This is a genomic window from Microbacterium terregens, assembly GCF_039534975.1.
GTDB classification, from domain to species: domain Bacteria; phylum Actinomycetota; class Actinomycetes; order Actinomycetales; family Microbacteriaceae; genus Microbacterium; species Microbacterium terregens.
This window is the reverse complement of the sequence record NZ_BAAAWH010000001.1, coordinates 1,085,886-1,110,945: the sequence shown is the minus strand read 5'-3', so window position 1 is coordinate 1,110,945 and position 25,060 is coordinate 1,085,886. Positions and strand designations below refer to the sequence as shown.

At 66.3% G+C, this 25,060-nt stretch carries 22 protein-coding genes and 1 tRNA gene; 14 read left to right on the top strand and 9 right to left on the bottom strand.

The window, feature by feature from the left end:
* Positions 1–31: 31 nt before the first annotated feature.
* Positions 32–826, bottom strand: coding sequence for an ABC transporter permease (locus ABD655_RS04985; RefSeq protein ID WP_344712081.1), 795 nt, complete (start codon positions 824–826; stop codon positions 32–34).
* Complete coding sequence (locus ABD655_RS04980; protein ID WP_344712079.1) at positions 823–1,899, bottom strand: ATP-binding cassette domain-containing protein; 1,077 nt, start codon at positions 1,897–1,899, stop codon at positions 823–825. Before ABD655_RS04980 ends, ABD655_RS04985 begins: the two co-directional genes overlap by 4 nt.
* A gap of 61 nt (positions 1,900–1,960) precedes the next feature.
* Here ABD655_RS04980 and ABD655_RS04975 point away from each other — a divergent pair, with 61 nt between their 5' ends.
* On the top strand, positions 1,961–2,956 hold the full coding sequence (locus ABD655_RS04975) for a helix-turn-helix transcriptional regulator (RefSeq protein ID WP_344712078.1): 996 nt from the start codon (positions 1,961–1,963) through the stop codon (positions 2,954–2,956).
* A gap of 36 nt (positions 2,957–2,992) precedes the next feature.
* On the opposite strand, the gene ABD655_RS04970 is transcribed toward ABD655_RS04975, so the two are convergent.
* On the bottom strand, positions 2,993–3,724 hold the full coding sequence (locus tag ABD655_RS04970; RefSeq protein ID WP_344712077.1) for a peptidoglycan recognition protein family protein: 732 nt from the start codon (positions 3,722–3,724) through the stop codon (positions 2,993–2,995).
* Positions 3,725–3,873: 149 nt separating this feature from the next.
* Here ABD655_RS04970 and ABD655_RS04965 point away from each other — a divergent pair.
* From ABD655_RS04965 to ABD655_RS04955, 3 genes are all read left to right on the top strand, one after another.
* A tRNA-Met gene (locus tag ABD655_RS04965) sits at positions 3,874–3,949 on the top strand.
* A gap of 387 nt (positions 3,950–4,336) precedes the next feature.
* Entirely contained in the window at positions 4,337–4,561 is a 225-nt protein-coding gene (locus tag ABD655_RS04960) for a DUF6457 domain-containing protein (RefSeq protein ID WP_344712076.1), read from the top strand.
* Between the two features lie 7 nt (positions 4,562–4,568).
* Complete coding sequence (locus ABD655_RS04955) at positions 4,569–5,294, top strand: winged helix-turn-helix transcriptional regulator (protein WP_344712074.1); 726 nt, start codon at positions 4,569–4,571, stop codon at positions 5,292–5,294.
* Here ABD655_RS04955 and ABD655_RS04950 read toward each other — a convergent pair.
* A complete protein-coding gene (locus tag ABD655_RS04950; RefSeq protein ID WP_344712072.1) occupies positions 5,202–6,419 on the bottom strand; it encodes an MFS transporter in 1,218 nt (405 codons plus the stop codon). The two genes, ABD655_RS04955 and ABD655_RS04950, sit on opposite strands and share 93 nt — an antisense overlap.
* 172 nt (positions 6,420–6,591) lie before the next feature.
* On the opposite strand from ABD655_RS04950, the gene ABD655_RS04945 reads away from it, so the two are divergent.
* Genes ABD655_RS04945 through narI form a run of 4 tightly spaced genes read left to right on the top strand, consistent with a single transcriptional unit; the run spans position 6,592 to position 13,506 of the window.
* A complete protein-coding gene (locus ABD655_RS04945) occupies positions 6,592–10,332 on the top strand; it encodes a nitrate reductase subunit alpha (protein ID WP_344712070.1) in 3,741 nt (1,246 codons plus the stop codon).
* Positions 10,332–12,017 carry a nitrate reductase subunit beta gene (gene narH / locus ABD655_RS04940; protein ID WP_344712068.1) on the top strand — a complete coding sequence of 562 codons (1,686 nt, stop codon included), beginning with the start codon at positions 10,332–10,334 and terminating at the stop codon, positions 12,015–12,017. The genes ABD655_RS04945 and narH overlap by 1 nt, the downstream gene beginning before the upstream one ends.
* A complete protein-coding gene (gene narJ / locus ABD655_RS04935) occupies positions 12,014–12,751 on the top strand; it encodes a nitrate reductase molybdenum cofactor assembly chaperone (RefSeq protein WP_344712066.1) in 738 nt (245 codons plus the stop codon). Before narH ends, narJ begins: the two co-directional genes overlap by 4 nt.
* A gap of 5 nt (positions 12,752–12,756) precedes the next feature.
* Complete coding sequence (narI, locus tag ABD655_RS04930; RefSeq protein WP_344715682.1) at positions 12,757–13,506, top strand: respiratory nitrate reductase subunit gamma; 750 nt, start codon at positions 12,757–12,759, stop codon at positions 13,504–13,506.
* A 32-nt stretch (positions 13,507–13,538) separates the two neighbouring features.
* Here the strand turns inward: narI and ABD655_RS04925 are convergent, their stop codons facing one another.
* Both ABD655_RS04925 and ABD655_RS04920 read right to left on the bottom strand, forming a co-directional pair.
* Positions 13,539–14,687, bottom strand: a complete 1,149-nt coding sequence (locus ABD655_RS04925; protein ID WP_344712065.1) for a tyrosine-type recombinase/integrase — start codon at positions 14,685–14,687, stop codon at positions 13,539–13,541.
* Positions 14,674–15,402, bottom strand: coding sequence for a hypothetical protein (locus ABD655_RS04920; protein WP_344712063.1), 729 nt, complete (start codon positions 15,400–15,402; stop codon positions 14,674–14,676). Before ABD655_RS04920 ends, ABD655_RS04925 begins: the two co-directional genes overlap by 14 nt.
* Before the next feature lie 96 nt (positions 15,403–15,498).
* Between ABD655_RS04920 and ABD655_RS04915 the strand changes: the two genes are divergently transcribed.
* On the top strand, positions 15,499–15,711 hold the full coding sequence (locus ABD655_RS04915; protein ID WP_344712061.1) for a helix-turn-helix transcriptional regulator: 213 nt from the start codon (positions 15,499–15,501) through the stop codon (positions 15,709–15,711).
* A 102-nt stretch (positions 15,712–15,813) separates the two neighbouring features.
* Positions 15,814–17,010 (top strand): Fic family protein, encoded by a 1,197-nt coding sequence (locus ABD655_RS04910; protein WP_344712059.1) that lies wholly within the window; start codon positions 15,814–15,816, stop codon positions 17,008–17,010.
* A gap of 90 nt (positions 17,011–17,100) precedes the next feature.
* Here ABD655_RS04910 and ABD655_RS04905 read toward each other — a convergent pair whose 3' ends face one another.
* On the bottom strand, positions 17,101–19,848 hold the full coding sequence (locus tag ABD655_RS04905; RefSeq protein ID WP_344712057.1) for an AAA family ATPase: 2,748 nt from the start codon (positions 19,846–19,848) through the stop codon (positions 17,101–17,103).
* A gap of 378 nt (positions 19,849–20,226) precedes the next feature.
* On the opposite strand from ABD655_RS04905, the gene ABD655_RS04900 reads away from it, so the two are divergent.
* Positions 20,227–21,102: a hypothetical protein gene (locus ABD655_RS04900; protein ID WP_344712056.1), complete on the top strand. Its 876-nt coding sequence runs from the start codon at positions 20,227–20,229 to the stop codon at positions 21,100–21,102.
* Positions 21,103–21,146: 44 nt separating this feature from the next.
* Here ABD655_RS04900 and ABD655_RS04895 read toward each other — a convergent pair whose 3' ends face one another.
* Positions 21,147–21,785: an AAA family ATPase gene (locus ABD655_RS04895; protein ID WP_344712054.1), complete on the bottom strand. Its 639-nt coding sequence runs from the start codon at positions 21,783–21,785 to the stop codon at positions 21,147–21,149.
* 238 nt (positions 21,786–22,023) lie between these two features.
* Here ABD655_RS04895 and ABD655_RS04890 point away from each other — a divergent pair, with 238 nt between their 5' ends.
* From ABD655_RS04890 to ABD655_RS04880, 3 genes are all read left to right on the top strand, one after another.
* Complete coding sequence (locus ABD655_RS04890) at positions 22,024–22,620, top strand: hypothetical protein (RefSeq protein ID WP_344712052.1); 597 nt, start codon at positions 22,024–22,026, stop codon at positions 22,618–22,620.
* A 152-nt stretch (positions 22,621–22,772) separates the two neighbouring features.
* Positions 22,773–23,534 (top strand): LysM domain-containing protein, encoded by a 762-nt coding sequence (locus ABD655_RS04885; RefSeq protein WP_344712050.1) that lies wholly within the window; start codon positions 22,773–22,775, stop codon positions 23,532–23,534.
* Between the two features lie 702 nt (positions 23,535–24,236).
* Entirely contained in the window at positions 24,237–24,644 is a 408-nt protein-coding gene (locus tag ABD655_RS04880; RefSeq protein WP_344712048.1) for a hypothetical protein, read from the top strand.
* 68 nt (positions 24,645–24,712) lie between these two features.
* Here ABD655_RS04880 and ABD655_RS04875 read toward each other — a convergent pair whose 3' ends face one another.
* Entirely contained in the window at positions 24,713–25,006 is a 294-nt protein-coding gene (locus ABD655_RS04875) for a hypothetical protein (RefSeq protein WP_344712046.1), read from the bottom strand.
* Positions 25,007–25,060: the final 54 nt, after the last annotated feature.

The window sequence follows — 25,060 nt, the reverse complement described above, 5'->3', positions numbered from 1 at the left end:
GGCCGCGGCATCCGTCCCCTGGTTCAACCGCTCAGCTGCTGTTGCGGATCGCCCGGACGCCGGCCCACAGCCCGAGGGCGGCCAGCACCAGGGCGGCGACCCACCCCCACAGCACCGTGATATCACCGAGCTCCCCGGCGAACAGCGCCCGCTCCGCCTGCACCACCCAGTTGACCGGGTTCACGGTCGAGACCGCCCGCATCCAGACCGGCCCCTCATCGAGGGGCAGCAGCATGCCCGACAGGATCAGCAGCGGGAAGATGAGCGTCTGCTGCACTCCCCAGAACAGCCACTCGCGATCCTTCGTCTTCAGCGCGAGCGTATAAGAGAGTGCCCCGAGCCCGACACCGAACACCGCCAGCAGCGCGAGTCCGATGACCAATCCCGGCAGGTTGATGGTGAACCCGAATGGCCACGCGATCAGCACGATGATCAGCGCCTGCACCACGATCGGCGCGATCTCTTTGAGCGCACGGCCCACCAGCAGCGACGACCGCGACAGCGGCGCCACCAGCGTGCGCTCGTGCGATCCGGTCATCATCTCGTACTGCAGGTTCGAGCCGGTCGCGCCGGTGCCGAACAGCACGATCATCACGAGCACGCCCGGCACGAACCACTGCAGCGTCTCCCCGACCGGCTGCCCTGACGAGCCGATGAGCAGCGGCGCGAACAGACCCAGGAACACGAGCGGCTGCACGAGGCTGAAGATCAGCGTGAACGGGTCGCGGACGACCGGCTTGAGTTCCCGCGTCAGCACGTTCCAGGTGTCGCGCGCGGGGTTGGCACGCACCGCCGTGTCGGGGCTGGTCCGGATCTGAGTGGTCATCGTTCTGCTCCTGTCGTGACGGATGCCGCGGCGCCGGTGCTGCGGGACGCCCCCGCATCCTGATCGGCGTCGGACGGGGTCTCTTCCTCTTCGGCGGGCCCGCCCTCGCCGGCTTCGCGCAGCGTCCGGCCGGTCAACGCGAGGAACACGTCGTCGAGGGTGGGCGGGACTCCCGCGGCGCGGGTCACGCGAATGCCCGCGGCATCCAGAGCGCGCACCGCCGAGGGAAGCAGGGCGTCGCCGTCCGGCGCGGTCAGGGCGACGGATGCCGGACCCTCACGCCGGACCTCACGATCGGTGAGCTGCCGCACGACGGCGACGGCGCGATCGGCATCCTCCGGCGAGGCGAAGCCGAACGTCAGAAGATCCCCGGCGAGGTTGGCCTTGAGGCGTGCAGCGGTGTCGTCGGCGATCACGCGGCCCTTGTCCATCACCATCACTCGCTCGGCGTAGCGGTCGGCCTCCTCGAGGTAGTGCGTGGTGAGGAACACCGTCGTGCCGTGCTCGGCGCGCAGATCGAGGATGTGCTGCCAGAGATTGGCGCGGCTCTGCGGATCGAGCCCCGTCGATGGCTCGTCGAGGAACAGCAGCGGCGGCGCGTGCATGAGCCCGAGCGCGATGTCGAGCCTGCGCTTCTGGCCGCCGCTGAGCTGCTGCACGGTCCGCGTGGAGAAGCTGCCGAGGTCGAGTGACTCGATGAGCTCATCGGCCCGTTTCGCCGACGCCGAGCTCGGCATCCCGTAGAAGGCGCCCTGACTGAGCAGCTCGTCGCGCACGCGCTGCGAGAAGCTGCCGCTGGTGAGCTGTCCCACGTAGCCGATGCGGGCTCGCACATCGGCGGGACGCTGGAGGATGTCGTAGCCGACGACGTGCGCCGTGCCGGCCGTCGGAGGGATGAGCGTGGTCAGCATGCGGAGGCTCGTCGACTTGCCCGCCCCGTTCGGCCCGAGGAAGGCGACGAGTTCGCCGCGGTCGACCCGGAACGTCAGGTCGGTCACGGCTTCGACGGTCTTCTTCTTCACGGAGAAGCGCTTGGTCAGCCCCTGTGCTTCGATGATCGGTGTGTTCGCCATGCAGTCAAGCTAGAAGTAATCGCGGACACATTCGGTCCGCGATTTAGGGCAATCTGAAGACATGTCGGATACGACCACACGCGCCCTGTCGCTCTTGAACCTGCTGCAGACGCATCGCCACTGGCCGGGGAGCGAACTGGCCGAGCGACTGGGTGTCACCGAGCGCACCGTCCGCCGAGATGTCGAACGACTGCGCGAACTCGGCTACCGCATCGAGTCGACGCCCGGCGTCGCGGGCGGCTACCGACTCGAGGCCGGCAGCGCTGTACCTCCCCTGCTGCTCAACGACGAGGAGGCCGTCGCAATGGCCATCGGGCTGCGGGTGGCCGCCGCCCAGCGGCTCGTCGGCGGGCCCGAGACGACCCTGACCGCCCTCGCGAAGCTCGAGCAGGTGCTTCCGGCTCCGCTGCGACGGCGGGTCACCGCCCTCGCCGATGCCGTCCAGCCGACCGGGATCCGCACCGGCGAGGCCGTCTCGACAGAGGTGCTCGGTGAACTCGCACTGGCCTGCCGTGACCACGAGCGCGTGCGCTTCACGTATACCGCGGCATCCGGAGAGATCTCGCACCGTCGCGTCGAGCCGTACACGCTGGCGCCCGCCGACCGGCACTGGTACCTGCTGTGCTGGGACGTCGAGCGCAACGACTGGCGGACTTTCCGCGTCGACCGGGTGAACGACATCCTCCACACCCGCGTTCTCTTCGAGCCGCGCGAGCTCACGCCGGAGCAGGTCGAGGAGTTCATCCGCGTCGCTCGTTCGTGGGTGCGCACAGCGGTGGAGACCGACATTGTCATGGACCTGCCGTTCGACGCGATACGCGAGGCGTTCGGCCAATGGGGTCAGGGCGCGACCGTCGAGGACGAACGCCGGACGAGGTGGCCGGTCGGCGGTCAGGACTTCCGCGAGACCATGTACGGCATGGCGTGGGTCCCCGCCGGAGTGGAGTACACCACCGACCTCGCCGAACCCGCGCGGTCAGAGCTGCGCGAGACGCTCGAGCGGATGCTGCGCGCTCTGAATGCCGCTCCCCCACCGATACCCTCGACGCGCAAGTGAGGCGCGAGCAAACGCGCCGCGGATCGCGGCGTCCGCCTACCGATCCTCGTCATAGATCTGCCGCGCGCGCTCGACGATCTGATCCAGCCGCCCCTGCAGGAAGTCGCCGGGGCATTCGGTTCCTGGGAGTGCCTCCCGGTGGCTGACGACGTGCTCGCGGTCGATGGTGAATGGCACCGGCACCCCGTCCAGGCTTCCGCCGTCGAACGTGGCCAACCACGCGATCATCTGCGCGAGCTCTTCGATCTGCGCGTTCGTCACGTCGTAGTCCGGCGCGCCGGTGGAATCCAGTGTCTCCACGGCCAGCGACCGCCAGTTCCAGTCCGGTCCGGTCGATGCGGGCTTCGCGCCGGGCCGGATCAACTCGTAGACCGACCCGTCCGTCCGCACGTAGAAGGTGGGAGCGGAGGAGCGGTCGTTGCACGACGAGAAGTAGTCCAGCTGGTCGTCGAGCGCGCCGGTGTGATGGATCACGAACCGGTCGATCTTGGGAGTCACGGCGTGCTGATCGTCGCCTGCGTGGTCGCGTCCGCTCCGCACGCGGGGCGCAGCGCAGTCCGTGAACCCGAGGGGCGCTTCGAGCCCCATCACCGCGCGGGGGTAGACGGGCTCGTACTGCGCCAGCCCTTCGGGGTCGCCCGTGTTCGAGGGGGTCGTCGCGAGCATGAGGGCGATCGCCGCGACGCACGCGGCGATCGCGAGGATGATGAGTCGCCGGGCGCGGGCCGGACGTCTGACGACCGAGGGGGGCGTGCGGGGCTGTTGCATGGTCCCATCCCATGCGCGCGGGCGTTGCACCGGCGTATGCCGATTCGCATACGTGCAGCACAGTCCCCCGGCTGTTGCAGACCGACGCACAGCGAAACCGTACGTCACGCTGGCGAGACAGCTGAGCGGACGCTCTACCTTGGAGGAATCGCGGCGATCCGGGTGGTCCCGGGCCCTGGTTCATACCCGGTGGCGTTGCGGGTTCGACTCCCGCCGTCGCGTCCAATGACGAAGGGCCGCGATCCCAGTGTTTACAAGGGATCGCGGCCCTTCGCGTTTAGGCCGAATGCGGTTTTGCCCACATTTTGCCCACACTTTTCGAGGCGCGATGCGTTGTGATGTCTCAGGACATCGGTGACAGTTCTGCATCAGGACGTCGGTGACACGTGATGTCACAGGACATCGGTAGCGCTCCATGGCTCAGGATTCGAGATCGAGCGGCGGACCACTGTGTGCGTCTTGGAGAGCCGCTTCACCGCTCGCCCGTCGGGCACCAAGGCGGCCTGACCGTAATCCTGAGTCAAGGGCGCTATCGCCAGCGATGCCTTCTCTCCCGACATCGACACGTGGCACGATCTGAACGACGCACAAGACGCACAAAAGGAGAGGCTCATGAACGAGAGGCTGCCCCCCGAGGCACTGGACGCGTGGGCAAAGGCCCTCCGCGAGCGCTTCGGGCGTGGTCCCGATGACATCCCGATCCCTTTGATCCTCGCTCTGGCGAGCGATGTCGCGGTAGGGGTGGCGCGGCCGGCGGCTCCGCTCAGCGCATTCGTCGCCAGATTGGTGGCGTGCAACGTGATCCACGTACGCACCCCGCACCGAGCCGGAAGATGATCCGGCTGTGTCAAGGAGGGTCGAAGAGTTCCGCGGGCTCGCTCAGGCGAGCCGCGTGCGACTCCTGGCGGAGGTCCAGCGAACTCCCGGGCTGCTGCTCCGCGAACTGGCCGAGCGGACGGGCTTGCACGAGAACACCGTGCGCGACCACCTGATCGTCCTCGAGGACGGGGGTCTCATCGCCCGACGCACCGTCCACACGGGAACGCGCGGCCGGCCGCCGGCGACGTATCATCCCGTCACGGCACCAGGCACGAATCGCGAGGCCGAACGTCGCATCGAACGCGCGGCGCAGCATGGTGATCTGCTGCGTCGGATCGAGCCCGCCATGGGCCGTGAGGACCTCGACCCTGACACGCTCCACCAACTCGACACCCTGTACGAGCACCTCGATGACGCCGGTCTGCAGCCTGACCTCGACGACGTGAACCTTCAGATCGAGCTCGTCCCCTGCCCGTACTACGACCTCATCGACCGGGATCCATCACTGGTGTGCCGCGTCCATTCGCAGCTCATCCGCGACGTGCTGGCGCAGGTGCCCGGGCGGGTCGGCCTCACTCTCCTGGAGCCGTTCCGCACCCACGACCGGTGCCGCGTCCATCTCGAGGTGAGCACGCTGTCGGTCTCCGAGGAGAGCGGGCTACCGAGTGGCGCGCGCGTCGCGCAGCATCCCGGCGACCACGAGCGCACCTGCGCCGACGAGCACGAGCAGCCACAGCCCGAGGGCGTATGAATTGGTCTCCTCGTTGTAGGTCGCGCCCATCACGAGTGGAGGGAAGAACCCGCCGAGGCCACCGGCGGCCGCGACGACACCGCTGACCGCACCGACCTTGTCGGGAGGGGTCGAGGGGCCGATCCACGCGAACACCGCCCCCATGCCCAGACCCATCGCGGCGGCCATGAGCAGGAAGGTGACCCCGGTGAGCACGCCCTCCGGAGGCTGCTGACCGACGATGTACGCTGCGGCTACGATGCCCGCAAGGGAGATCAGCGAGATGACTTTCGGTCCGAAGCGGTCGGCGAGGACGCCACCGATCGGACGAGCGATGACTGCTGCGGCGGCGAACAGGGCGGTACGCGTGCCCGCACCGACCGGATCCACCTGATCGGGATAGATCGTGGTCAGGTACTTCGGAAGGTACGTGGAGAAGGCGACGAAGCCGCCGAAGACGATCGCGTACAGGAAGGCCATCTCCCAGGTCACGGCGAGCTTCAGCGCGCCCTTCACTTTGGGGAAGAGTGGCTGGCTGCTCGAGGACCAGGCCGGGGACTCCTTCATCGTGAACCACACGAGCGCCGCCATGGCCACCATCACCCCGGCGATCAGCAGGTGGGTCGGCAGATAGCCGATGGCGCCCACCAGTCGCGGTGTGACGAACGCCGACACCGCGGTGCCGATCATGCCCATCCCGAAGATGCCCGTCGCGAGACCGCGTCGGGTGGCGGGGAACCAGGGGCTGGAGAAGGGGATGCCGACCGCGAAGATCGTCCCGGCCACACCGAGGATGAAGCCTGCCGCCACGAGCAGCGGATAGCTCTTGATGGTGCCGGCGAGTGCCACGAGCAGAACTGCGGGAACGGCGGTCAGCAGGACGCCGGTGAACATCTTCCGACCGCCGAACCGATCCGTGAGCGCGCCGACGACCACCCGGCCGAGTGCGCCCACGAGGATGGGCGTCGCCAGCATGATCGAGATCTGCCCCTGGTCCAGTCCCATCTCGGTGGCGTAGATGTTCTGCAGGGGCGCGATCACCATCCACGCCCAGAATCCGACGGTGGAGGCGAGCGTCGCCAGGATCACCTGGCCGAGTCCGGCCCGCAGGTCGGGCGTCACCGGACGAGCTGCGGTCGTGGTCACGGGGCGCTCCAATCGTTGGAGCAAAGGTACCCACGGTGTGCTGTCCCGCGACAGGGCGATCGGCGGGTTTATTCGGCGCGCACCACCCCGAATAAACACGGTGAACCCGGCCTATCACGGCGGCGAGCGCAGGAGCATACTGAAGGCGAATCGCGAGGTGGAGGAACTGTAGATGACCCCCGACATCCGAACGACATCCGCAACGGACGGTCCGCTCGCCGACACCCTGCTCGGGATGGGGCGATTCCTGCGTCGTGGCGAAGTCTCGCAAGACCTCCGATCGCTGTTCCTGGAGGGCGGCCGCAAAGGCGATGTGTTCTATCGCGACCGCTGGTCGCACGACAAGGTCGTGCGCTCCACGCACGGCGTGAACTGCACGGGGTCCTGCTCCTGGAAGGTGTACGTCAAGGACGGCATCATCACGTGGGAGACCCAGCAGACCGACTATCCGTCCGTCGGCCCAGACTCACCCGAGTACGAACCGCGCGGGTGTCCTCGCGGCGCGGCGTTCAGCTGGTACACCTATTCGCCCACGCGGGTGAGGTACCCGTACATCCGTGACATGCTCGCCGAGCTCTACCGCGAGGCCAAGCGCACACATCCCGACCCCGTCGAGGCGTGGGCGTCGATCGTGGAGGATCCGGAGAAGTCGCGGGCCTACAAGAGCGTGCGCGGCAAGGGCGGCTTGGTGCGCACCACCTGGGACGAGGCGGTCGAGATCGCTGCCGCGGCCCACGTGCACACCGTCAAGAAGTACGGCCCCGACCGTGTCGCCGGCTTCTCGCCGATCCCGGCGATGTCGATGGTCTCGCACGGTGCCGGCGCGCGCTTCCTCAATCTCCTCGGCGGAACGATCCTGTCCTTCTACGACTGGTACGCCGACCTTCCGGTGGCAAGTCCCCAGGTGTTCGGCGACCAGACCGACGTTCCCGAGTCGGCGGACTGGTGGAACGCGGGCTATCTCATCATGTGGGGCTCGAACGTGCCCGTGACCCGTACGCCCGATGCGCACTTCATGGCGGAGGCCCGCTACCGCGGCCAGAAGGTCGTGACGGTCTCACCGGACTACACCGACAACACCAAGTTCGCCGACGAATGGGTCGCGCCGCATCCCGGCACCGACGCGGCCCTCGCCCTCGCGATGGGTCACGTCATCCTGAAAGAGCACTTCGTCGACAAGCGCACCGCGCGCTTCGAGGACTACATGCGGCGGTACACCGACGCGCCCTACCTGGTCACGCTCGAGCCGCACGGTGACTCGCTCGTGCCGGGCAAGTTCCTCACCGCGGCAGATCTCGGCGAAAAGGATGCCGCGGTCCCCCGGGCCGAGTTCAAGACCGTGCTGCTGGACCAGACCGGATCGCCGGTCGTGCCCAACGGCTCCCTCGGACACCGGTTCACTCCCGAGGACGAGGGCCTGTGGAATCTGGATCTCGGAGAGGTGGTGCCGCCGCTGTCCCTTTCGGACCTCGCCGACACGACCGAGACGACCGAGGTGCTCCTGCCTCGGTTCGACCTCGCCCCCGAGCCCGGAGGTGAGCACACCGGCGGGTCCGGCATCATCGCCCGAGGCGTGCCGGTGCGGCGAGTCGCGGGACGTCTCGTGACGACGGTGTTCGACCTGCTGCTGGCGCAGTACGGAGTGGCGCGTCCGGGACTGCCGGGACAGTGGCCCACCGGGTACGACGACCCGTCGTCACCGGGAACGCCCGCGTGGCAGGAGGAGATCACCTCCGTGCCTGCCGCTCAGGCGCTGCGGATCGGTCGCGAGTTCGCCGACAATGCCGACCGATCCGGCGGCCGTTCGATGATCCTCATGGGTGCGGGCACCAACCACTGGTTCCACTCCGACACGATCTATCGCACGTTCCTCGCGCTCACGACGATGACGGGGTGCCAGGGAGTGAACGGCGGCGGCTGGGCGCACTACGTCGGCCAGGAGAAGGTGCGCCCGATCACGGGCTACTCGCAGTACGCCACCGCGGGCGACTGGAACCGTCCTCCGCGACAGCACATCGGCACCGCCTTCTGGTACCTGGCCAGCGATCAGTGGCGCTATGACGGCCTCCCTGCGGACCAGCTCGCCTCCCCGCTCGCCCGCGGCAAGTTCGCCGATCGCACGACCGCGGACTGCCTGGTGGAGTCGGTCAAGCGGGGGTGGATGCCGGCGTACCCGACGTTCTCGCGCAACCCGCTGGACTTGTGCGACGAGGCCGAGGCGGCCGGAAAAGAACCGGCCCAGCACATCGTCGACAGCCTCACCGACGGATCGCTCGAATACGCCGTCGAGGATCCCGATGCACCCGAAAACTTTCCGCGCATCGTCACGATCTGGCGCGCGAACGTGCTCGGTTCGTCGGGCAAGGGAAACGAGTACTTCCTCAAGCACCTGCTCGGTGCCGACGCGGCGATCCGCGCGTCCGAGACGCCCGAGGGTGCCCGTCCGCGCGACATGCGCTGGCGTGAGGAGGCGCCGAAGGGCAAGCTCGACCTGCTGCTGACGGCCGACTTCCGCATGACGAGCACCACTCTGTTCAGCGACATCGTGCTGCCTGCCGCGACGTGGTACGAGAAGCACGACCTCTCGTCGACCGACATGCATCCGTTCATCCACGCGTTCAGCCCTGCGATCAACCCGCCGTGGCAGACGCGTACGGACTTCGACATGTTCGGTGCGATCGCCGAGCGCTTCAGCGAGCTCGCCGTGACGCACCTCGGTGTGCGGCGCGACATCGTCGCCTCGCCGTTGCAGCACGACAGCGTCGACGCCATGGCGACTCCGCACGGGACAATCCGGGATGGTCTGCCGCTCGTGCCGGGGCAGACGATGGCCAAGCTCATCGTCGTGGAGCGCGACTATCCGAACCTCCACGAGAAGTGGAAGGCCCTCGGTCCGCTCACCGCGAAGCTCGGAATGACGACGAAGGCGATCACCTATCGTCCCGATCAGGAGATCGACCGCCTCGCGCATGTCAACGGCACGGTGAAGGCCGGTCCCTACGCGGGATCGGTGCGACTGGATACCGACAAGCGGGTCTGCGAGATGATCCTCGCGTTCTCGGGGACCAGCAACGGCCGCCTCGCGGTGCAGGGGTTCCGCGAGCTCGAGAAGCGCACCGGGCAGCGCATCGCGCAGCTCGCCGAGGATCACGAGGGCACGCACATCACCTTCGCCGACGTGCAGGTGCAGCCGCGGAGTGTCATCACGTCCCCCGAGTGGTCGGGATCCGAACACGGCGGCAGGCGCTACACGGCGTTCGCGATCAACGTCGAGCATCTGAAGCCGTGGCACACCCTCACCGGTCGCCAGCACTTCTACCTCGATCACGACTGGATCGAGGAGCTCGGCGAGAACCTGCCGATCTTCCGTCCGCCGCTGGACATGCACCGCCTGTTCGGCGATGCGCGCGTCGGCGCGACGAAACGCATCGCGGGACCGGGCGCGCCGGGGCAGATGGAGGTCTCGGTGCGGTACCTGACACCGCATTCGAAGTGGTCGATCCATTCGGAATACCAGGACAACCTGTTCATGCTGTCGCTCAGTCGGGGCGGCCCGACGATCTGGATGAGCGCGGAGGATGCCGCGAAGATCGGCGTCCGCGACAACGACTGGATCGAGTCGTACAACAGGAACGGCGTCGTCGTCGCACGCGCGATCGTCTCGCACCGGATGCCGGAAGGCACCGTGTACATGTACCACGCGAAGGACCGCACCGTCGATGTGCCCATCTCCGAGATGAGCGGTCAGCGCGGCGGCATCCACAACTCGCTCACCCGCATCCTTCTCAAGCCCAGTCACCTGATCGGCGGGTACGCGCAGCTCACCTGGGCATTCAACTATCTGGGTCCGACGGGCAATCAGCGCGACGAGATCACGACGATCCGGCGCCGCAGCCAGGAGGTCGAGTACTGATGAAGGTCATGGCCCAGATGTCGATGGTGATGAACCTCGACAAGTGCATCGGATGCCACACCTGTTCGGTGACGTGCAAGCAGGCGTGGACGAATCGCACCGGAGTGGAATACGTGTGGTTCAACAACGTCGAGACCCGTCCCGGCGTCGGCTACCCGCGCGGCTATGAGGACCAGGACAAGTGGGGCGGCGGCTGGGTGCTCAACAAGCGCGGCCGCCTGAAGCTGCGCAGCGGCGGGCGCCTGGCCAAACTCTCGCGGATCTTCTCCAATCCGAAGCTGCCCGAGATACACGACTACTACGAGCCGTGGACCTACGACTACGACATGCTCCTGAATGCGCCGCGCGGCGCACAGGTGCCCGTCGCCCGTCCGAAGAGCCTGCTGACCGGCGAGAACATGAAGATCTCGTGGTCGGCCAACTGGGATGACAACCTCGGCGGATCGCTCGAGACCATGCAGGACGACCCGATCCTGAAGAAGATGAGCGAGTCGGTGAAGGCCGAGTTCGAGAAGGCCTTCATGTTCTACCTGCCGCGCATCTGCGAGCACTGCCTCAACCCGTCGTGTGTTGCCTCATGCCCTTCCGGCGCGATGTACAAACGCGCCGAAGACGGCATCGTGCTCGTCGACCAGGATGCGTGCCGAGGCTGGCGCATGTGCGTCTCGGGGTGCCCGTACAAGAAGGTCTACTTCAACCACAAGACCGGCAAGGCCGAGAAGTGCACGATGTGCTACCCGCGCATCGAGGTGGGACTCCCGACCGTCTGCTCCGAAACCTGCGTCGGGCGGCTGCGCTATCTCGGCCTGGTCCTCTACGACGCCGATCGCGTCGCCGCGGCGGCCAGCGTCGAGGACGACAAGGACCTCCTGAAGGCGCAGCGCCAGATCATCCTCGACCCGCACGACCCTGCCGTCATCGAAGGCGCCCGGCAGGGCAACATCCCCGAAGACTGGATCGAGGCGGCTCAGCGCAGCCCGATCTGGAAGCTCATGCAGTACGAGGTCGCACTCCCGCTGCACCCGGAGTACCGCACGATGCCCATGGTCTGGTACATCCCCCCGCTGTCTCCCGTCGTGGATGTCGTCTCGGGCTCCGGCAACGACGGCGAAGACGCGCGCACGCTGTTCGCGGCGATCGACAAGCTGCGCATCCCGATCGGCTACCTGGCCGAGCTGTTCACCGCCGGCGACATCGCACCCGTCGATCATGCTCTCCGGCGCCTCGCCGCCATGCGGTCCTACATGCGCGGCATCAACCTCGACGACGAGCGCGACGAGCGCATCGCCCGAGCGGTCGGGATGACCGGCACCCAGGTCGAGGAGATGTACCGCCTGCTTGCGATCGCGAAGTACGAAGACCGTTACGTCATCCCTTCGGCCCACACCGAACAGGCGCACGCGCTGGAGGAGATGGCGTGCTCCCTCGACTACGAAGACGGGCCGGGGATGGGCGGTGCTGGGCCGTTCGGATCGTCCAGCGGCAAGTCGGTGCCGGTCGCGGTGGAGAACTTCCACGTGCTCCAGAACCGCCAGACCGCCGACCGTCCCTCGTCGCCGGGCCGCGTGAACCTGCTCAACTGGGACGGCAACGGCTCAGATGGGCTGTTCCCCCCCGAAGCCGACAGCGCGGCGCACGGCACGGGCTCGGTGCCCGAGACCGGCACGGCGAAGGGGGGATCATGATGCGCACCCCGTTCACGAGCCCGGGTCAGGCCACGACCGTCACCCGGGTGACCCCCCGGTCGGGACTCCCCCCAGAACTGCCGTCCCTGCGACTGTCGGAAGAGCACCGGGCGCGCACGCACATGCTCGTGTCCTTGCTGCTGGATTATCCGGATGCCGCGTGGTTCAGGCGCCTGCACGCGTTGCGCGATCATCTGGTCGGCCTGCCGCCCGAGATCCGATCGCCGCTGACGCAGTTCATCGACAGTGCCGAGCAGGCGGGCGAGACGGCATGGCAGCGGCTCTACGTGACCACGTTCGATCTGAAGCGCAAGTGCAGCCTGTACATCAGCTACTACTCGACGGGCGACACGCGCCGCCGCGGTACCGCACTCGTCACGTTCCTCGAGGCCTACCGCGCAGCCGGGTGGGAGTTCGACGCCGCCGATCTCCCCGACTATCTGCCGGCGGTCCTGGAGTTCTCCGCGAGGTCGTCCTCCCCCATCGCCGGCGCGCTCATCGCCTCCCACAGGGAGGGTGTCGAAATCCTGCGGGCTGCGCTGGAGGGCCTCGACAGCCCCTGGGCACTCCTGATCCGGGTGGTGACCCTGTCGCTTCCGCCGATCGACGCGCGCACGCGCGAGCGGTTCCTCGATCTCGTCAACGAAGGTCCGCCCACCGAGACCGTCGGATTGAGCTTCCTGGGCAATCTGCCGACGTTCGCCCCGGTCACGCAGAGGGGCGCTGCCTCGTGAACACGATGTCGTTCATCCTGTGGGTGGCCGTGCCGTATGCGGCGATCGCCGTCTTCATCGTCGGTCACGTCTGGCGCTATCGGTATGACAAGTTCGGCTGGACCACCCGTTCGAGCCAGACGTATGAGAACCGCCTCCTGCGGTGGGGATCCCCGATGTTCCATCTCGGCATCCTGATGGTGATCGCAGGACACGTGGTGGGTCTGCTCGTGCCCCGGGAGTGGCTCTACGCGATCGGTGTCTCCGAGGAGATCTACCACTTCGGCGCCACGACCCTGGGAACGCTTGCCGCCGTGCTCACGCTCGCCGGTCTCGCCATCCTGATCTACCGGCGCCGCACCGTCGGACCCGTCTTCCTGGCCACGACGGTCATGGACAAGGTCATGTACGTCTTCCTCGCAGCCACGCTCGGGTTCGGCACGCTCGCGACCGTCGTCTACCAGGTGTTCGGCGGCGGCTTCCATTACCGCGAGACGATCTCTCCGTGGATCCGCAGCATCCTGTTCTTCCAGCCCCAGCCGGAGCTCATGACGGAAGTTCCGCTCCTGTTCCAGCTGCACGTGCTCACGGCTTTCGCGCTGATCGCGCTGTGGCCGTTCACCCGCCTGGTGCACGTGTTCTCCGCGCCGATCGGCTATCTCTTCCGCCCCTACATCGTGTACCGGTCACGTGACGACGGTCGCGGCGCGCGCACCCCGCGACGCGGGTGGGACCCCGTGGAGGCGCCTGACCCGGAGCGCCTCCGAAAGCTCTGACGGGGAGACCGATCGTCTTGCCCTCCCATTGCTCAGCGGGCGATCGCAGCTCTCCGGGCTTCATTCAGCGAAACGGAGACAGTGTCGAGGTCGTCGTCGAACAGATCGGCGTACACATCGAGGGTCATCGCCGCAGACGCATGCCCCAGCATCCGTTGCACTGCCTTGACGTTGGCCCCCGAGCTGATCGCGAGTGACGCGGCGGTGTGGCGGAGATCGTGCACGGTCATCCGCTCGAGTCCCGCCGCGTCGAGCGCGGTCATGAACCACGACCGCGATGCGCCCGACGAGCGCGGACGACCGAGGTAGTCGACGCCGTCGCCGAAGAGCAGGCCGTCGCGCGCCTTGCCCTCGCACATTTTTGCGATCGGCAGCTCAAGGAACTCCGGGTACGGGACGGAACGCAGCTCGTGCGTCTTTGGCGATCCGACGTGGATTTCCGCACCGACACGGACAGCGTTCTCATTCACGGCGAGCCGCCGTCGCAGCGCATCCACATCACGCACCCGCAGGGCAGTCAGCTCTCCCCAGCGCAGTCCCGTGTATGAGGCGAGGTACACGAGGGTCGAGTACTCGCCCGATGCCGTTGCGAGACGTTCGATCTGCTCGTGGCTGAGGTACCGGTGCGCCTTGCGATGCTTACGGGGAAGGTTGTCAACGCCGCGAGCGGGGTTGTGCGGGATGCGGCGGTCTTTGACCGCGATGTCGAGCACGGATGCGAGCACCCCGTGAGCGCGGATGACGACCGTCGCGCTCTTCGGGCGCGCGGCCTGCCCGCGCGTGCGGATGTGGTCCCGCCGGTTGGATTTGGCGGTGCCGGCCGCCAGCTGAGACACCCAAGTGCGCACGTCGCTATGGGAAATGGCCGACACGGGCGTCGTGCCCCACCGAGGAACGACATAAACGCGCCACGCGTCATCGATCGCGCGATAACTCGACGGCTTCAGCCGTGAGCGCTTGGCCTCGAGCCATCCGGGACCGAGCTCGGCGATGGTGGTGCGGGCCCGGGCGGGCTCGATGTACTCCCCTGTCGCCTTGGACACTTCGACAGTGGCGAGAAAGAGGTCGGCCTCGCGCTTCGTGCGAAAGCCTCGTTTGTCGGTCTGCCGGTGATCGGGCGTCCGGTAGCGGACGCGATATCGCTTGCCTCGCGCGGTCTCGTACGCCTCAATGGTCCCCACGAATCTTCTCCCTCGCGATTGCCTCGTCGACCGCTGCATTCTCGCGCTCGATGAGCGCGCGCAGGCTCTCCTCCGTGAGGTTGTGGCGCGCCCTGAACTCTGCTCCCGACTCCCTGATGTAGGCACTCCAGAAGGGTTCGATCGCCTTCGCGACGCGGCGCGCTGCCTTTCCGTGATCGGTGCTGGTCAGGTATCCGGCGGTTCGCGCGCGCTGGATCCAGTTCGTTGCCGTGCGCTGTTTGAGTCCGATCGACTCAGCGACTGCTTGGGCGGGGTTCTCACCGGAGATCTCGGCGATCCGGTAGAGCAGGCCCGTCAGGAGCAGTGCTTCCTCATCCGACGGGTCATACTCCGCAAAGCTGCGGAGCCCGCCGCGCGCATGCAGGTTGCGTAGCTGCGCGAGCTCAAGCGCCCACGATGGGATGGCCGCGAGGATTCCGATCCTTGCTATCGCGTGAACCCGAACTGTGCGCAGAAAGGCCCCGGAGACTTCGACTGGCGATTCCGCTCGATCGATTCCGAATGCTGCGACTTCGAAGCATCCCGTGTTCTCCGAGTATTCGAGACGGAACGTCACGCGCACGACTTGCTCGTCCTCGAGGGCGCCGATGTCGTTCGTCCTTGCGAACGTCCGCCCGCGAACGACCGGACGGAGGGGGATTCCTGGAGGGACGATGATGCTCGTTCCCGAGGGCGTGAAGACACTATCTTCCATGCGCACATCATGCCACAGAGTGCGTGCCATTGACATGACTACGCAAGCGCCTTAGTCTGTGCGTATCGGTGACACAGTGACGCAAGGAGGTCGGGAATGGATACCGATGACGAATGGCTCACTCTCCCCCAGGCCGCGACCCTCATGCGCATGACGAGAGCCGCGATCGCACAGATGCGGTACCGCGGCGACGGCCCGACGTTCTACCGACTGTCGGCGAAGACGATCCTCTACAAGCGCGCCGAAGTGCTCGCATGGATGGAGAGCCGCGCGTGCACGCGAACGGATGACGTGCTCGCTTCGACGTAATAGCGAAGCCGTACTGGCGCAAACGACCGGAAGTCGCTACCCATAAGTGGCACGATAACATTATGATTAACCATGTTACTCATAATGAGAGGCCGCGGAATTATGACTTCGCCAGGTCCCGCCACGACGTGGCCCGCGCTCAAGTGGGAAGACCAGACCTGGTTCCCCAACACGGCGTGGGCAGGTGCTGGTCTTGACGACTACGGCGCCCGATACCGTTCGGCGATCCCCGCGATGATCGCGGAGCTCAGCCCCGACACTTCGCCTACGGCCGCGTCCTTGGCGGATGTGGCCTCGCGCGAGCTGAGTCGACTGGACGCGGAGCTCGGCGGACGCGTGGCGTCGTTCGCACCGGTTCTGTTGCGGTCCGAGGCGGCATCGTCGTCGCAGATCGAGAACATCACGGCGTCCGCCCGTGCGATCTTCAGCGCCGAGCTCGGTGCGAAGACGAGCCGCAATGCGGAGCTGGTTACGGCTAATACCCGCGCGATGACGGCGGCGATCGGTCTCGCAGACGACGTGACACCTGATTCGATCGCCCGCATGCACGAGGTGCTGATGGCGGGGCAATCCCGGCACACTCCCGGGCGCTGGCGCGACGAGGCGGTGTGGATCGGTACGCGCAGCGACTCACCGGTCGACGCCGAGTTCGTCGCGCCGCATCATTCGCGCATCGAGGGACTACTCGACGACGTCACCGACTTTGCACGACGGTTGGATGTCGCGCCGCTCGTTTCAGTGGCGGTCACTCATGCTCAGTTCGAGACGATCCACCCGTTCTCCGACGGCAACGGCCGCACCGGACGGGCATTCGCGCAAGCGCTGCTGAGATTCCGCGGCGTGACGCGGAACGTCGCTGTGCCCGTTTCAGCGGGGCTCCTCGCCGACGTCGAGGGCTACCATCGCGCGCTCACGGCGTATCGAGAAGGTGATGTCTCCCCGATCGTCACGTCATTTGCGGATGCCGCACTGCGCGCCGTGGGCAACACACGGACGCTGGTAGCCGAGCTCGACGAGATCCGCGCGGGCTGGAACAACCGCCTCGCGGTCCGCCGCTCAAGCAATGCGTGGAAGCTCCTGGACATCCTCCTCCGACGACCGGTACTCACCTCAGCCGCCGCCGCTGCCGAACTCGGCGTCCAGCAGCCGAACGTCTATCCGCCTCTCACCGCACTCGTCGATGTCGGCATCCTGAAATCAAAAGCAGAACACAAGCTCGGACCGTTCTGGCGGAGCGACGAAGTGCTCGCCGCCCTCGACCGGTTCGCCCGGCGGGCCGGGCGGCGCGAAGCACCATAAGCAACGTGGAACTACAGCGGGGGCCAGCACATAGAAATGTGCCTCTTATGTCTATTTTCCGCATTGCTGGATTCGAGTGTGAGGGAGCTCCTACATTCCGGGCCCTCCCCGGCTCGCCGCTGGCCGCACCACCGGATCCATCGCTGCCGGAGCCACTACACGCCGCGCAGCCCGGCTGAGGTCGATCTGCGCGGCGCGCCGAGAGTCCTCGATCGTCGGCTCGGGCACTCCTCGCCGCATCGCGTCGGCCAGCTCTGCACGGGCAGCATCCGCCGACCCTGCAACCACGATCGCCTCGTTCCACCCTCGCCCGCGGGTTAGTCCGACGTAGAGACCGGCGGCATCGACGCCGGGTCCGACGATCGACGTGTCCACCGTCTCGCCCTGGATGCCGTGCACGGTCGACGCGTAGGCGAGGTGTGCGCTCTCGGCCGCGTACTCGGCGCGGATCGTACGTTGCTCCGTCGAATCGGCGAGGTTGGCGAGCGAGAGTCGATCGTCGTCGATGCTGGTGATGATCCATGTCGCGCGATTCTGCACGTCGGCGGCGCGATCGTTGCGCCGCGTCTGGATGACGTCGCCGACGAGCATCCGTTGCCCACCGCGACCGAGTGCGACGGCGTCCGCCGTCAGTTCGCCGGCGTCGAGCCGGCGTTGCTGGATCGCCTCGCTGATGGCGTCTGCGTCGTCGTTGGTTGCGACGACGAGCGCCAACCGCTCGCCGCAACGGACCCGCGCGAACCATGCGTCGACCATTGCGTCGTGCGCGGCATCCGTGCTGGACACCCGACTGATGTGACCGCCGGTGTCGAGCTCCGCTGCAATCGCCGTTGCTGCGACTGCGCTCGAGACGTTCCGCAACCGCAAGGTGAGCTCGCCGTATTGCGAATCTGCGAAGCGATGCACGGCCCGGAGTTCGACGACGTTGTCGGCGCTGCGTGTGAGCAGCGCCATCGCGCCGACATGGCCGACGGGCGCAGCCTGCAGTGGGTCGCCGATCATCGCGATCCCTGCGCCGGTCTCCTCGAGCACGCTTGCGAGAGCATCCGCGCTACGCAGATCGACCATCCCTGCCTCGTCGACGACGATCCGATCACCCCGGCGAAGGACGAAGCGCTGAGGACCGAAGTAACGCTGGCCGGTCGCCTCGTCGATCTTCCCGATGCCCAGGCGCGACCACCGCTGTCCGCCTGCCGCGTCGTCCTCCCAGCGCCATCCGTAGTCCGCGAGGAGCGCATGCAGGCTCGATGCCGTGACCCCCACCTCGCGTTCGGCGACGACCGCCGCCTTCTTCGTGGGCGCCACCAGAACCAAAGTCCGGCGCTGCAGGCGCAGGGCGTCGCGTGCGACACGGAGGAGTGTCGTCTTTCCCGACCCGGCGGGACCGGTGATCGAGACGAGACGACTCGATCCGGCGATGGCGGATGCCGCGGCCAGTTGCGCATCGTCGAGTCCGCCCTGCTCCCCCGCATGCCTAGCCGCGAGCTCGCGCATCTGCTCCTGATACGGAAGTGCGCCTGGCGCTGCGAGGGCGGCGAAGCGATTGCCGACGCGGAGCTTCAGAAGGACCGTCTCCGAGCCCATGAGCGCCTTGATGTGGAGCGGCTTGGTGGTGTCGTCTGGCACGAGGTCCGTGGTGTCGACGACGGCCCGTGCGACCACGTCGTCGATCAGTTCGTCGAGGGTTGCACGATCGGCGGTCGCTCCGCTTCGCGCAACGGCTCGGATCGCTCCGGCGCGGACGTCCCAGGGCGAGAATCGGCCGCCACTCGAGACTGATCGAGCGTCGGCATCCACGAGTGCCATCTGCGCGAGCAGGTCACGGTCGAGGTCGGCGATCGAGGTGGGCTCGAGGTGCGCCGGACTGCGATCCCACAGCAAGAGGGGGTCGATGGCAGCGAGTTCGGTGCGCACCCGCTCCTCCCACTCCGCTTCGTCGAGGTGGGCGGGCTTGCCGGGTCGTCCCTGCGCCCACGCGAGGGTATCGATGTGATGCAGGTCATCGGCGCCGGGCTCTCGACCCGGGTGCTCGCTCCGCCAGGCCTCGATGAGGCGAGAACGGTTGAGCTCGATCTTGTTGGAGCGGCGCGACAGCGGACGCACTACATGCGCGAGCTGCGCGATCTCGCCATCGTCGTCGAGCGTGTACCCATGGGCTGCGAGTGCCGTGATCCACCGCGGGTCGGTGCGCGCGGCGAGCTCGCCCTCCGCGTTGACCACGGTGTGGAACTTCATCGCCACGCGCGAGTCGAGGCTCGACCACTTGCCGTCGACACCCTGCACCTTCATGTTCAGCCACAGATGCCGGTGGATGTGCGGGTCGAGTGCACGCGAACGGCGGTGCTGCAGCTCCACGACCTCGAGGCGGGCGATGTCTTCTCGGATGCATCCAGCGGGACCTCGGCGCGCGTTAAGTTCGCGTTGCCACAGCAGAATGGTGCGGTCCCGAATCCGGTCTTGCAGTGCTTCGAACTCCCGGGCAACAGCAGGGTCGAGCAGAGCCGCCACACTGTACGACTTCGGGAAGTTGATCGTGCCGTCGAGAAGCAGAGCGGCGTTGTCGGTGCAGTGCGGCTTGCCGCGCTGCGTCCCCGTCTGCGGATTCTCACCCTGGATCCAATGGCGAAGCTGACCGGTGTCGAGGGTGTCGCGAGCGATCGCACCGTGAACGACCGTGTACCGGCGGACTGCCTGGCCCCCGCTGTAGCTCAGCGCAGCGGTCGCTCCATCGAGCGAAGTGCGGTGGGCGTCGCAGGTTCCATCGAAGGCGTAGGAGATGGCGTTGCGGATGCCGCGGCCCTCGGCGCCTCGTTTCCAGGTTCGCAGTCCGCCTCGCATGTGGACAGAATACATGCGTAGCTGTGTCACCACCAGGCATGGTGCCTACGTGCATTGCTGTTGCTGTTCCCTTCCTCGGGTCGCCGATGTTGGCTTTGCGTAGCTGCGCAGGCCGGGAGTGCGTCGCGTAGCAGCGCGCGTGTCGGCGCGCGGCTGTCGGCATCAGTTTCGAGCGCCGTGCTTGGGCCCGTATGACGCACCTGACCGCGAAGACCTGTGCGGGCAGGTCTTACGGACATTTGCCACTCCGGCGCCCTCGAACGCTATCGACGTCTGAGCCCGAGACCTCGGCGTCGCGCCGACCGACCGTAATGAGGGCTCAAATGGGAAGGCGCCGACGAGGCGATCCGCCGGCATCGCCTCTGTACGATCACTGGGGTGACAGTGGACCTTTCGTGGCAAGTGAGATCACTCAACGATGCCGACATCCGGATGGTCAGTGCGTCGGTGCTTAGCGTCGCCGTCGCCCTCGAGGAGTTGACGTCGAGTGTCGCGACGGTCGGCTTGCGGAATGACTCGCGCGCTGCGATTGACATTGCCTGGACAGGAAATCCCGAGAACGCGGAAGGCAGCACTCATCTTGAGAGCGCACACAAGTCCATTAGGACGATGTGCCTAGCCGCCACAGACCACATGCGCGCTTTCGTGCAGGGAATCAGATCCCGACGAACCACGGTGGCCAATTGGACCCTTACCCGCGGAGCGCTGGAGTCCCTCGGAGGTGCTCACTATCTAGTGGGAACAAGGGACGCGGCGCAGCTGCTCTCCCGATACGTCGCGACGATCCTCGAGGAGACAAAGTTCAACAAGGGCCAGACCTTTGCATACCGATACGGCGACACCGTCAACGTGGACGAATACCGCCTCGGCGCGAGGTCGATCCTTGAAGAACGGGGAATCACGCTCGAATCGGGGGCGTCGCCCACTTCCCTAGCTCGAGCTGTGATCGAGGACGCTGCACCTGGGAGTGACGCTAAAGCAAGATACTCACAGCTGTCCGCGGTCGCGCATGGTCAGGCTCCAGGCGTTCATATGTTCATGCCGGAGGAGACCGGAATGATTGCACTGCCTAGAGCACTGGCCATTGACGCGGCGCACATGCAGATTGCTTGTGCGCAGTTGGTGGGCACCGAGTTGGTCAACTACTTCGGCCCCAGTCGATTGGCGACGGAGCGATGGAACGAGCAACGCAAGCGCGCCACGGCAACAGTACTGCTGCACGCGCGAGAGGCCGGCGATCAGCTGCCGTCATGAACTTGAAGCGGCGACGGTTCCTGTCTCAGATGGCATCGTGTTCGCTACGGATCGAGCAAATGTCTGAGATACCGTTCGGGCGATTGCAGGTAGGACTTCCACTGCCGGACAAGAACCAGATCGTCCCAGTTGGACGGTCGCATCTCCCACGGTCCGACTTCGATGATGCGGGCTCCAGGCATGGCGGCAAGAACCGGAGAGTGCGTGGCGCAGAGGATTTGACCTCCGTAGTCAGCGATCTGCTGCAAAGTCGATATGAGGCTGAGGGTGGACGTGAACGATAGCGCCGCCTCGGGCTCGTCGAGGCAGTAGAAGGCGGGGGCGTCGAATCGCGTGTCGAGGATGGCCAAGAAGGATTCGCCATGGCTCATCTCATGGAACTTCGGCTCGCCTCCCGTGGAGGGGTTTGCCTCGAGGTACGTGTAAAACGAGTGCATGGTCTCCGCGCGCAGAAAGAAGCCCCACCTGCTCGCGCCGACTCCCCGCTGGAGGTCCAACCATTGCGAGAGGGGCGATTCAGTCGGTCGCGTTGCGTGTTGGGCGGAAGTTGAACCGCCCTCCGGGGACATGCCGTATGCGAGAGCGATGCCCTCGAGGATCGTGGACTTGCCCGATCCGTTCTCACCGACAAGGAAGGTAATGCCGGGGTGAAGTCGGAGGCCGTCGTCCAAGAGTTGGCGCACGGCCGGAATGCTGGCTGGCCACGCGTCGGCTCGCGCAGCGTCAGGATCTCCCGTGGAGATCCGAACGACGGGCGGTTGCGACGCTTGCACCGGAACAGTGTTTCAGGCTGCTCCGACAGCCCACCGCAGCCGGTCGACAATCAACCGCTCTTGTCGCGCATGCGGATCCGTCAGCGCGAAGTCGCAGGTTTGGCCTTGTTGTTCGGAGTCCTCACAGCGAAGTCGCGACACTAGGAGGATGAGCCCGGTCGTGGACGATTCAGTCGTGGAGGACACTTACCGCCGCAAACGCGTTCCGCGGACATACGCGGCCCTTATCTCGGGGGTTGTTCTCCTGGTCTGTGCCGGCGCCGTTGCCGCCTACCTGATCCTGGGACCGTGGTCATCGACTTTGCTGATTGGAAGCGCCAGCGGGTTTCAGATCGGCTACGTCGCCGGCGTAACCGGTCTGGTCGCGTTCACCGTATTCGTGCTGACTGTCTCGGCGAAGCGCTGTTGGCTGGTCGTGGCGATCCCTTTGGGGATCACCGCCACAGCGATTCTTGTACTCGCCATGATCCTGCTCCCACTGACTGAGACGAAGGTCACGCCGATCCTCGTCGACGGCTACTCAAGTGGGTACATCGCTGTAGAGGAGTCGAACGGCTCTGGCTTTGTGGGGGTACAGGATGGTCTTCACGTCCTCAGCATTCATCAATACCGGGCAGACGACTTCGGCACGCCGTTTTCAAACGGAACGTATAGGGCGGTGATGCGTGGCGACGAGATTGACGTGGCGTACGACGGTGGCCGGGGCTTTTCGCTTCCTGCCCACTCTGCGCCGCCCTGTCGCTGAGGCGCAAAGCAGCGCGCTGGCTTCCACTCATGGATACATCGCGGAGATGCTCTGCGACTCCCGGCCTCATTCTCGCGCTCGGCGCGCGGAGGCCCGTCTGATCCGCGCCGCGACCATGGCCTAGGGGCATCGAGTCCCATTAGGTTTGTCACATGAACCTCGCCGCCAAGATCACCACGGGCGTCGCCGTGCTCGTGGTCGGCGGCCTCGTCGCGCTCGCTGTGCCGACTGTATCGGGCGCGTACTCTGAGATGTCGTCCTGGGCGATCTTCCAGCCGACCGAGGAGCCGACCGTCGAGCCAGCGTCCGCGGAGGACGACCCGATCGGCAAGAAGATGATCGATGAGCTTGGCGACGGCTACGTCTACGTCGGGAACGGCACCGCAATCCCAAAGGGCAGCCCTGCCGGGTGCGAGGACCCGGCCTGGCTCAACCTCGGCGGAATGAGCGCGAGCCTGAGCGGGGACCTGGTAGACCGGGGCGGACGGGACCTTGCCGCGGGCACCGCGGGCCTGGACGACGACGGCCGGATCGTGACCTACACCGTCGCGCCCGGTGACGCGCTGTACGCGATCGGTGATCGGTTCTGCATCGCGAACGCACTCACGATCGCGACCCTCAACCACACGCGGACGATCCAGCCCGGCGAGGTGCTGCTACTCCACCCTGACGGCTCCATCCCGTGGATTCCGTACTTCAACCCCGACGACGCGCCTGGCGGGTACCAGCAGATTCCGTACCAGCTCGCGGTCGAGGCGATGAGCGCTGCGGCCCACGCGGACGACCTCGACGCCATGCGCACGATCTTCGCCGACGACCTGTCCAGCCTGTTCCCGAACCCGGCCCACGCCGAGGTGATCGCGCAGGCGCTCGACGCCGGCGACCTCGACGTTCTGCGCCAGATGTTCGCGTAGCCTCCCAGACCACCGAGACCCCGCCGTCGTTGGGGACATCTCGCAACACAGGCGAACCCTGCTCTTCTAAGACCGCTGAGGGATCCGCTTGCGAGAAGGCTGCGCTGCTACCGATTCAGCTGCGCGATCGTCAGACTGCATGAATGACTGCCGATGCTCGGGACTATTCCCTCGTTGACCTGACGCTGCGCGAGGGCATGGATGTTGTGGCGTTCGGAAGAATCGAGGGGCAAGGAATATCGGACGCGGTTACCTTGATTCCGCTGCACCCGTGGGAGCCCGATCTCCAGGGTTGGAGCGCCCGCGGCCATGTGCGCGTGGTGGCTGAGAGCTCATCACCCGACATTCCCGATGGGGCGGTTGTTCGAGTCCAAGGCAGGTGGACAGGATCGCATCTCATTGCGCGACGCCGGAGTGAAACGCTTCCTCGAGCTTGGCCGCGCGGTAGACGCAACGCCGTCGCCGGTCATCTCCTCAGGCGGAGGAGACCTTCCGATACCGCGTGGTTCTACGTGCTGTACGTGACCCCGGAGCTTGCCGAACTCATCGAGCGAACGCCTCTACGGGCGTCGGTTCAGGTTGCGATCACTCCGTCGCTGTAGGGCACACCACTGTCGCCGTTGACGCATTCCTTGTGAGTCGGGGCAGCGCTGCCGCCTCCTCCCGAGAGCACTGTGCTCTTCGTTCAGGTAGCTTCGTGGAATGGTCGATGACGCCGACGTCCAGACCGACGGTTCACCCCACACTGAACGGGCAACGCCCGTCAGCGGCTCATTGTCGCGCTTCGGATATGCGCTCGGAGCGCTGCCGGGCGTCGTTCTTCATCTTGTTGGATCCGCAGTCGCGTGGACGTTCATTCAGCTGAATGGCCTCATGGTGGCAGGATGCGGGACAGATCGGCCCTGCAATTTTGCAGTGACCGACGCAGCTGTGAACGGAATTCAGCCGCTGCTGATTGCGGTATGGGCCATCACATCCGTGTCCGCGTTCGCCCGGGCACTCGCGCGTGGGCGAAGCCCGTGGCCAGTGCTCGGCATAGGGGTTGGCGTCTCCATTCTGATCACCGGGCTGGCCTATCTGGCGCTCGTAATCGGTGCGGGAGTCCTGTAGAAGAGTCTCCCGCTAATCTGCTGGGCTACAGCACCTCCGCCCACGCCCGGTTGGCGATCCTCAACAGCTCAGACTTGAACTCTTCCCGATCCGAGGTCGTTGAGTTCGACGCGGTAGGACTCGCCTAGGGCCTCTTGGAGGACGTCTCGAAGCCTGAGCCCCTCGGCGAGGTGCTCCTCGCGTAAGGCTTCCGATGACCAGCCGGCTTCCTCATTGAAGCCGCGACTGAAGCCGCGCGCCCACTCCGAGATCCGGTCGATTAGCTGCGAGCTAAGAAAGGTCAGGCCGAACTCGTAGTTGCCATCCGATCGCACAGGCCAGCCCGTGTACGGGATGCCAAGCTCGACGAGTGCGACGTTCATAGGGAGATTCTGACCGACGAAGCTGAATCGCGCAGAACGATCCGCATGCGCGAC

Excerpts from the sequence above, each read along its gene's own strand:
- ABD655_RS04910 (WP_344712059.1), top strand. The coding sequence starts at position 15,814 with ATGACTTCGCCAGGTCCCGCCACGACGTGGCCCGCGCTCAAGTGGGAA.
- ABD655_RS04960 (WP_344712076.1), top strand. The coding sequence starts at position 4,337 with ATGAACGAGAGGCTGCCCCCCGAGGCACTGGACGCGTGGGCAAAGGCC.
- narI (WP_344715682.1), top strand. The coding sequence starts at position 12,757 with ATGTCGTTCATCCTGTGGGTGGCCGTGCCGTATGCGGCGATCGCCGTC.
- ABD655_RS04885 (WP_344712050.1), top strand. The coding sequence starts at position 22,773 with ATGAACCTCGCCGCCAAGATCACCACGGGCGTCGCCGTGCTCGTGGTC.
- ABD655_RS04970 (WP_344712077.1), bottom strand. The coding sequence starts at position 3,724 with ATGCAACAGCCCCGCACGCCCCCCTCGGTCGTCAGACGTCCGGCCCGC.
- narH (WP_344712068.1), top strand. The coding sequence starts at position 10,332 with ATGAAGGTCATGGCCCAGATGTCGATGGTGATGAACCTCGACAAGTGC.
- ABD655_RS04920 (WP_344712063.1), bottom strand. The coding sequence starts at position 15,402 with ATGGAAGATAGTGTCTTCACGCCCTCGGGAACGAGCATCATCGTCCCT.
- ABD655_RS04915 (WP_344712061.1), top strand. The coding sequence starts at position 15,499 with ATGGATACCGATGACGAATGGCTCACTCTCCCCCAGGCCGCGACCCTC.
- ABD655_RS04985 (WP_344712081.1), bottom strand. The coding sequence starts at position 826 with ATGACCACTCAGATCCGGACCAGCCCCGACACGGCGGTGCGTGCCAAC.
- ABD655_RS04945 (WP_344712070.1), top strand. The coding sequence starts at position 6,592 with ATGACCCCCGACATCCGAACGACATCCGCAACGGACGGTCCGCTCGCC.
- ABD655_RS04875 (WP_344712046.1), bottom strand. The coding sequence starts at position 25,006 with ATGAACGTCGCACTCGTCGAGCTTGGCATCCCGTACACGGGCTGGCCT.
- ABD655_RS04880 (WP_344712048.1), top strand. The coding sequence starts at position 24,237 with ATGGTCGATGACGCCGACGTCCAGACCGACGGTTCACCCCACACTGAA.
- narJ (WP_344712066.1), top strand. The coding sequence starts at position 12,014 with ATGATGCGCACCCCGTTCACGAGCCCGGGTCAGGCCACGACCGTCACC.
- ABD655_RS04905 (WP_344712057.1), bottom strand. The coding sequence starts at position 19,848 with ATGCGAGGCGGACTGCGAACCTGGAAACGAGGCGCCGAGGGCCGCGGC.
- ABD655_RS04975 (WP_344712078.1), top strand. The coding sequence starts at position 1,961 with ATGTCGGATACGACCACACGCGCCCTGTCGCTCTTGAACCTGCTGCAG.
- ABD655_RS04980 (WP_344712079.1), bottom strand. The coding sequence starts at position 1,899 with ATGGCGAACACACCGATCATCGAAGCACAGGGGCTGACCAAGCGCTTC.
- ABD655_RS04890 (WP_344712052.1), top strand. The coding sequence starts at position 22,024 with ATGAGCCCGGTCGTGGACGATTCAGTCGTGGAGGACACTTACCGCCGC.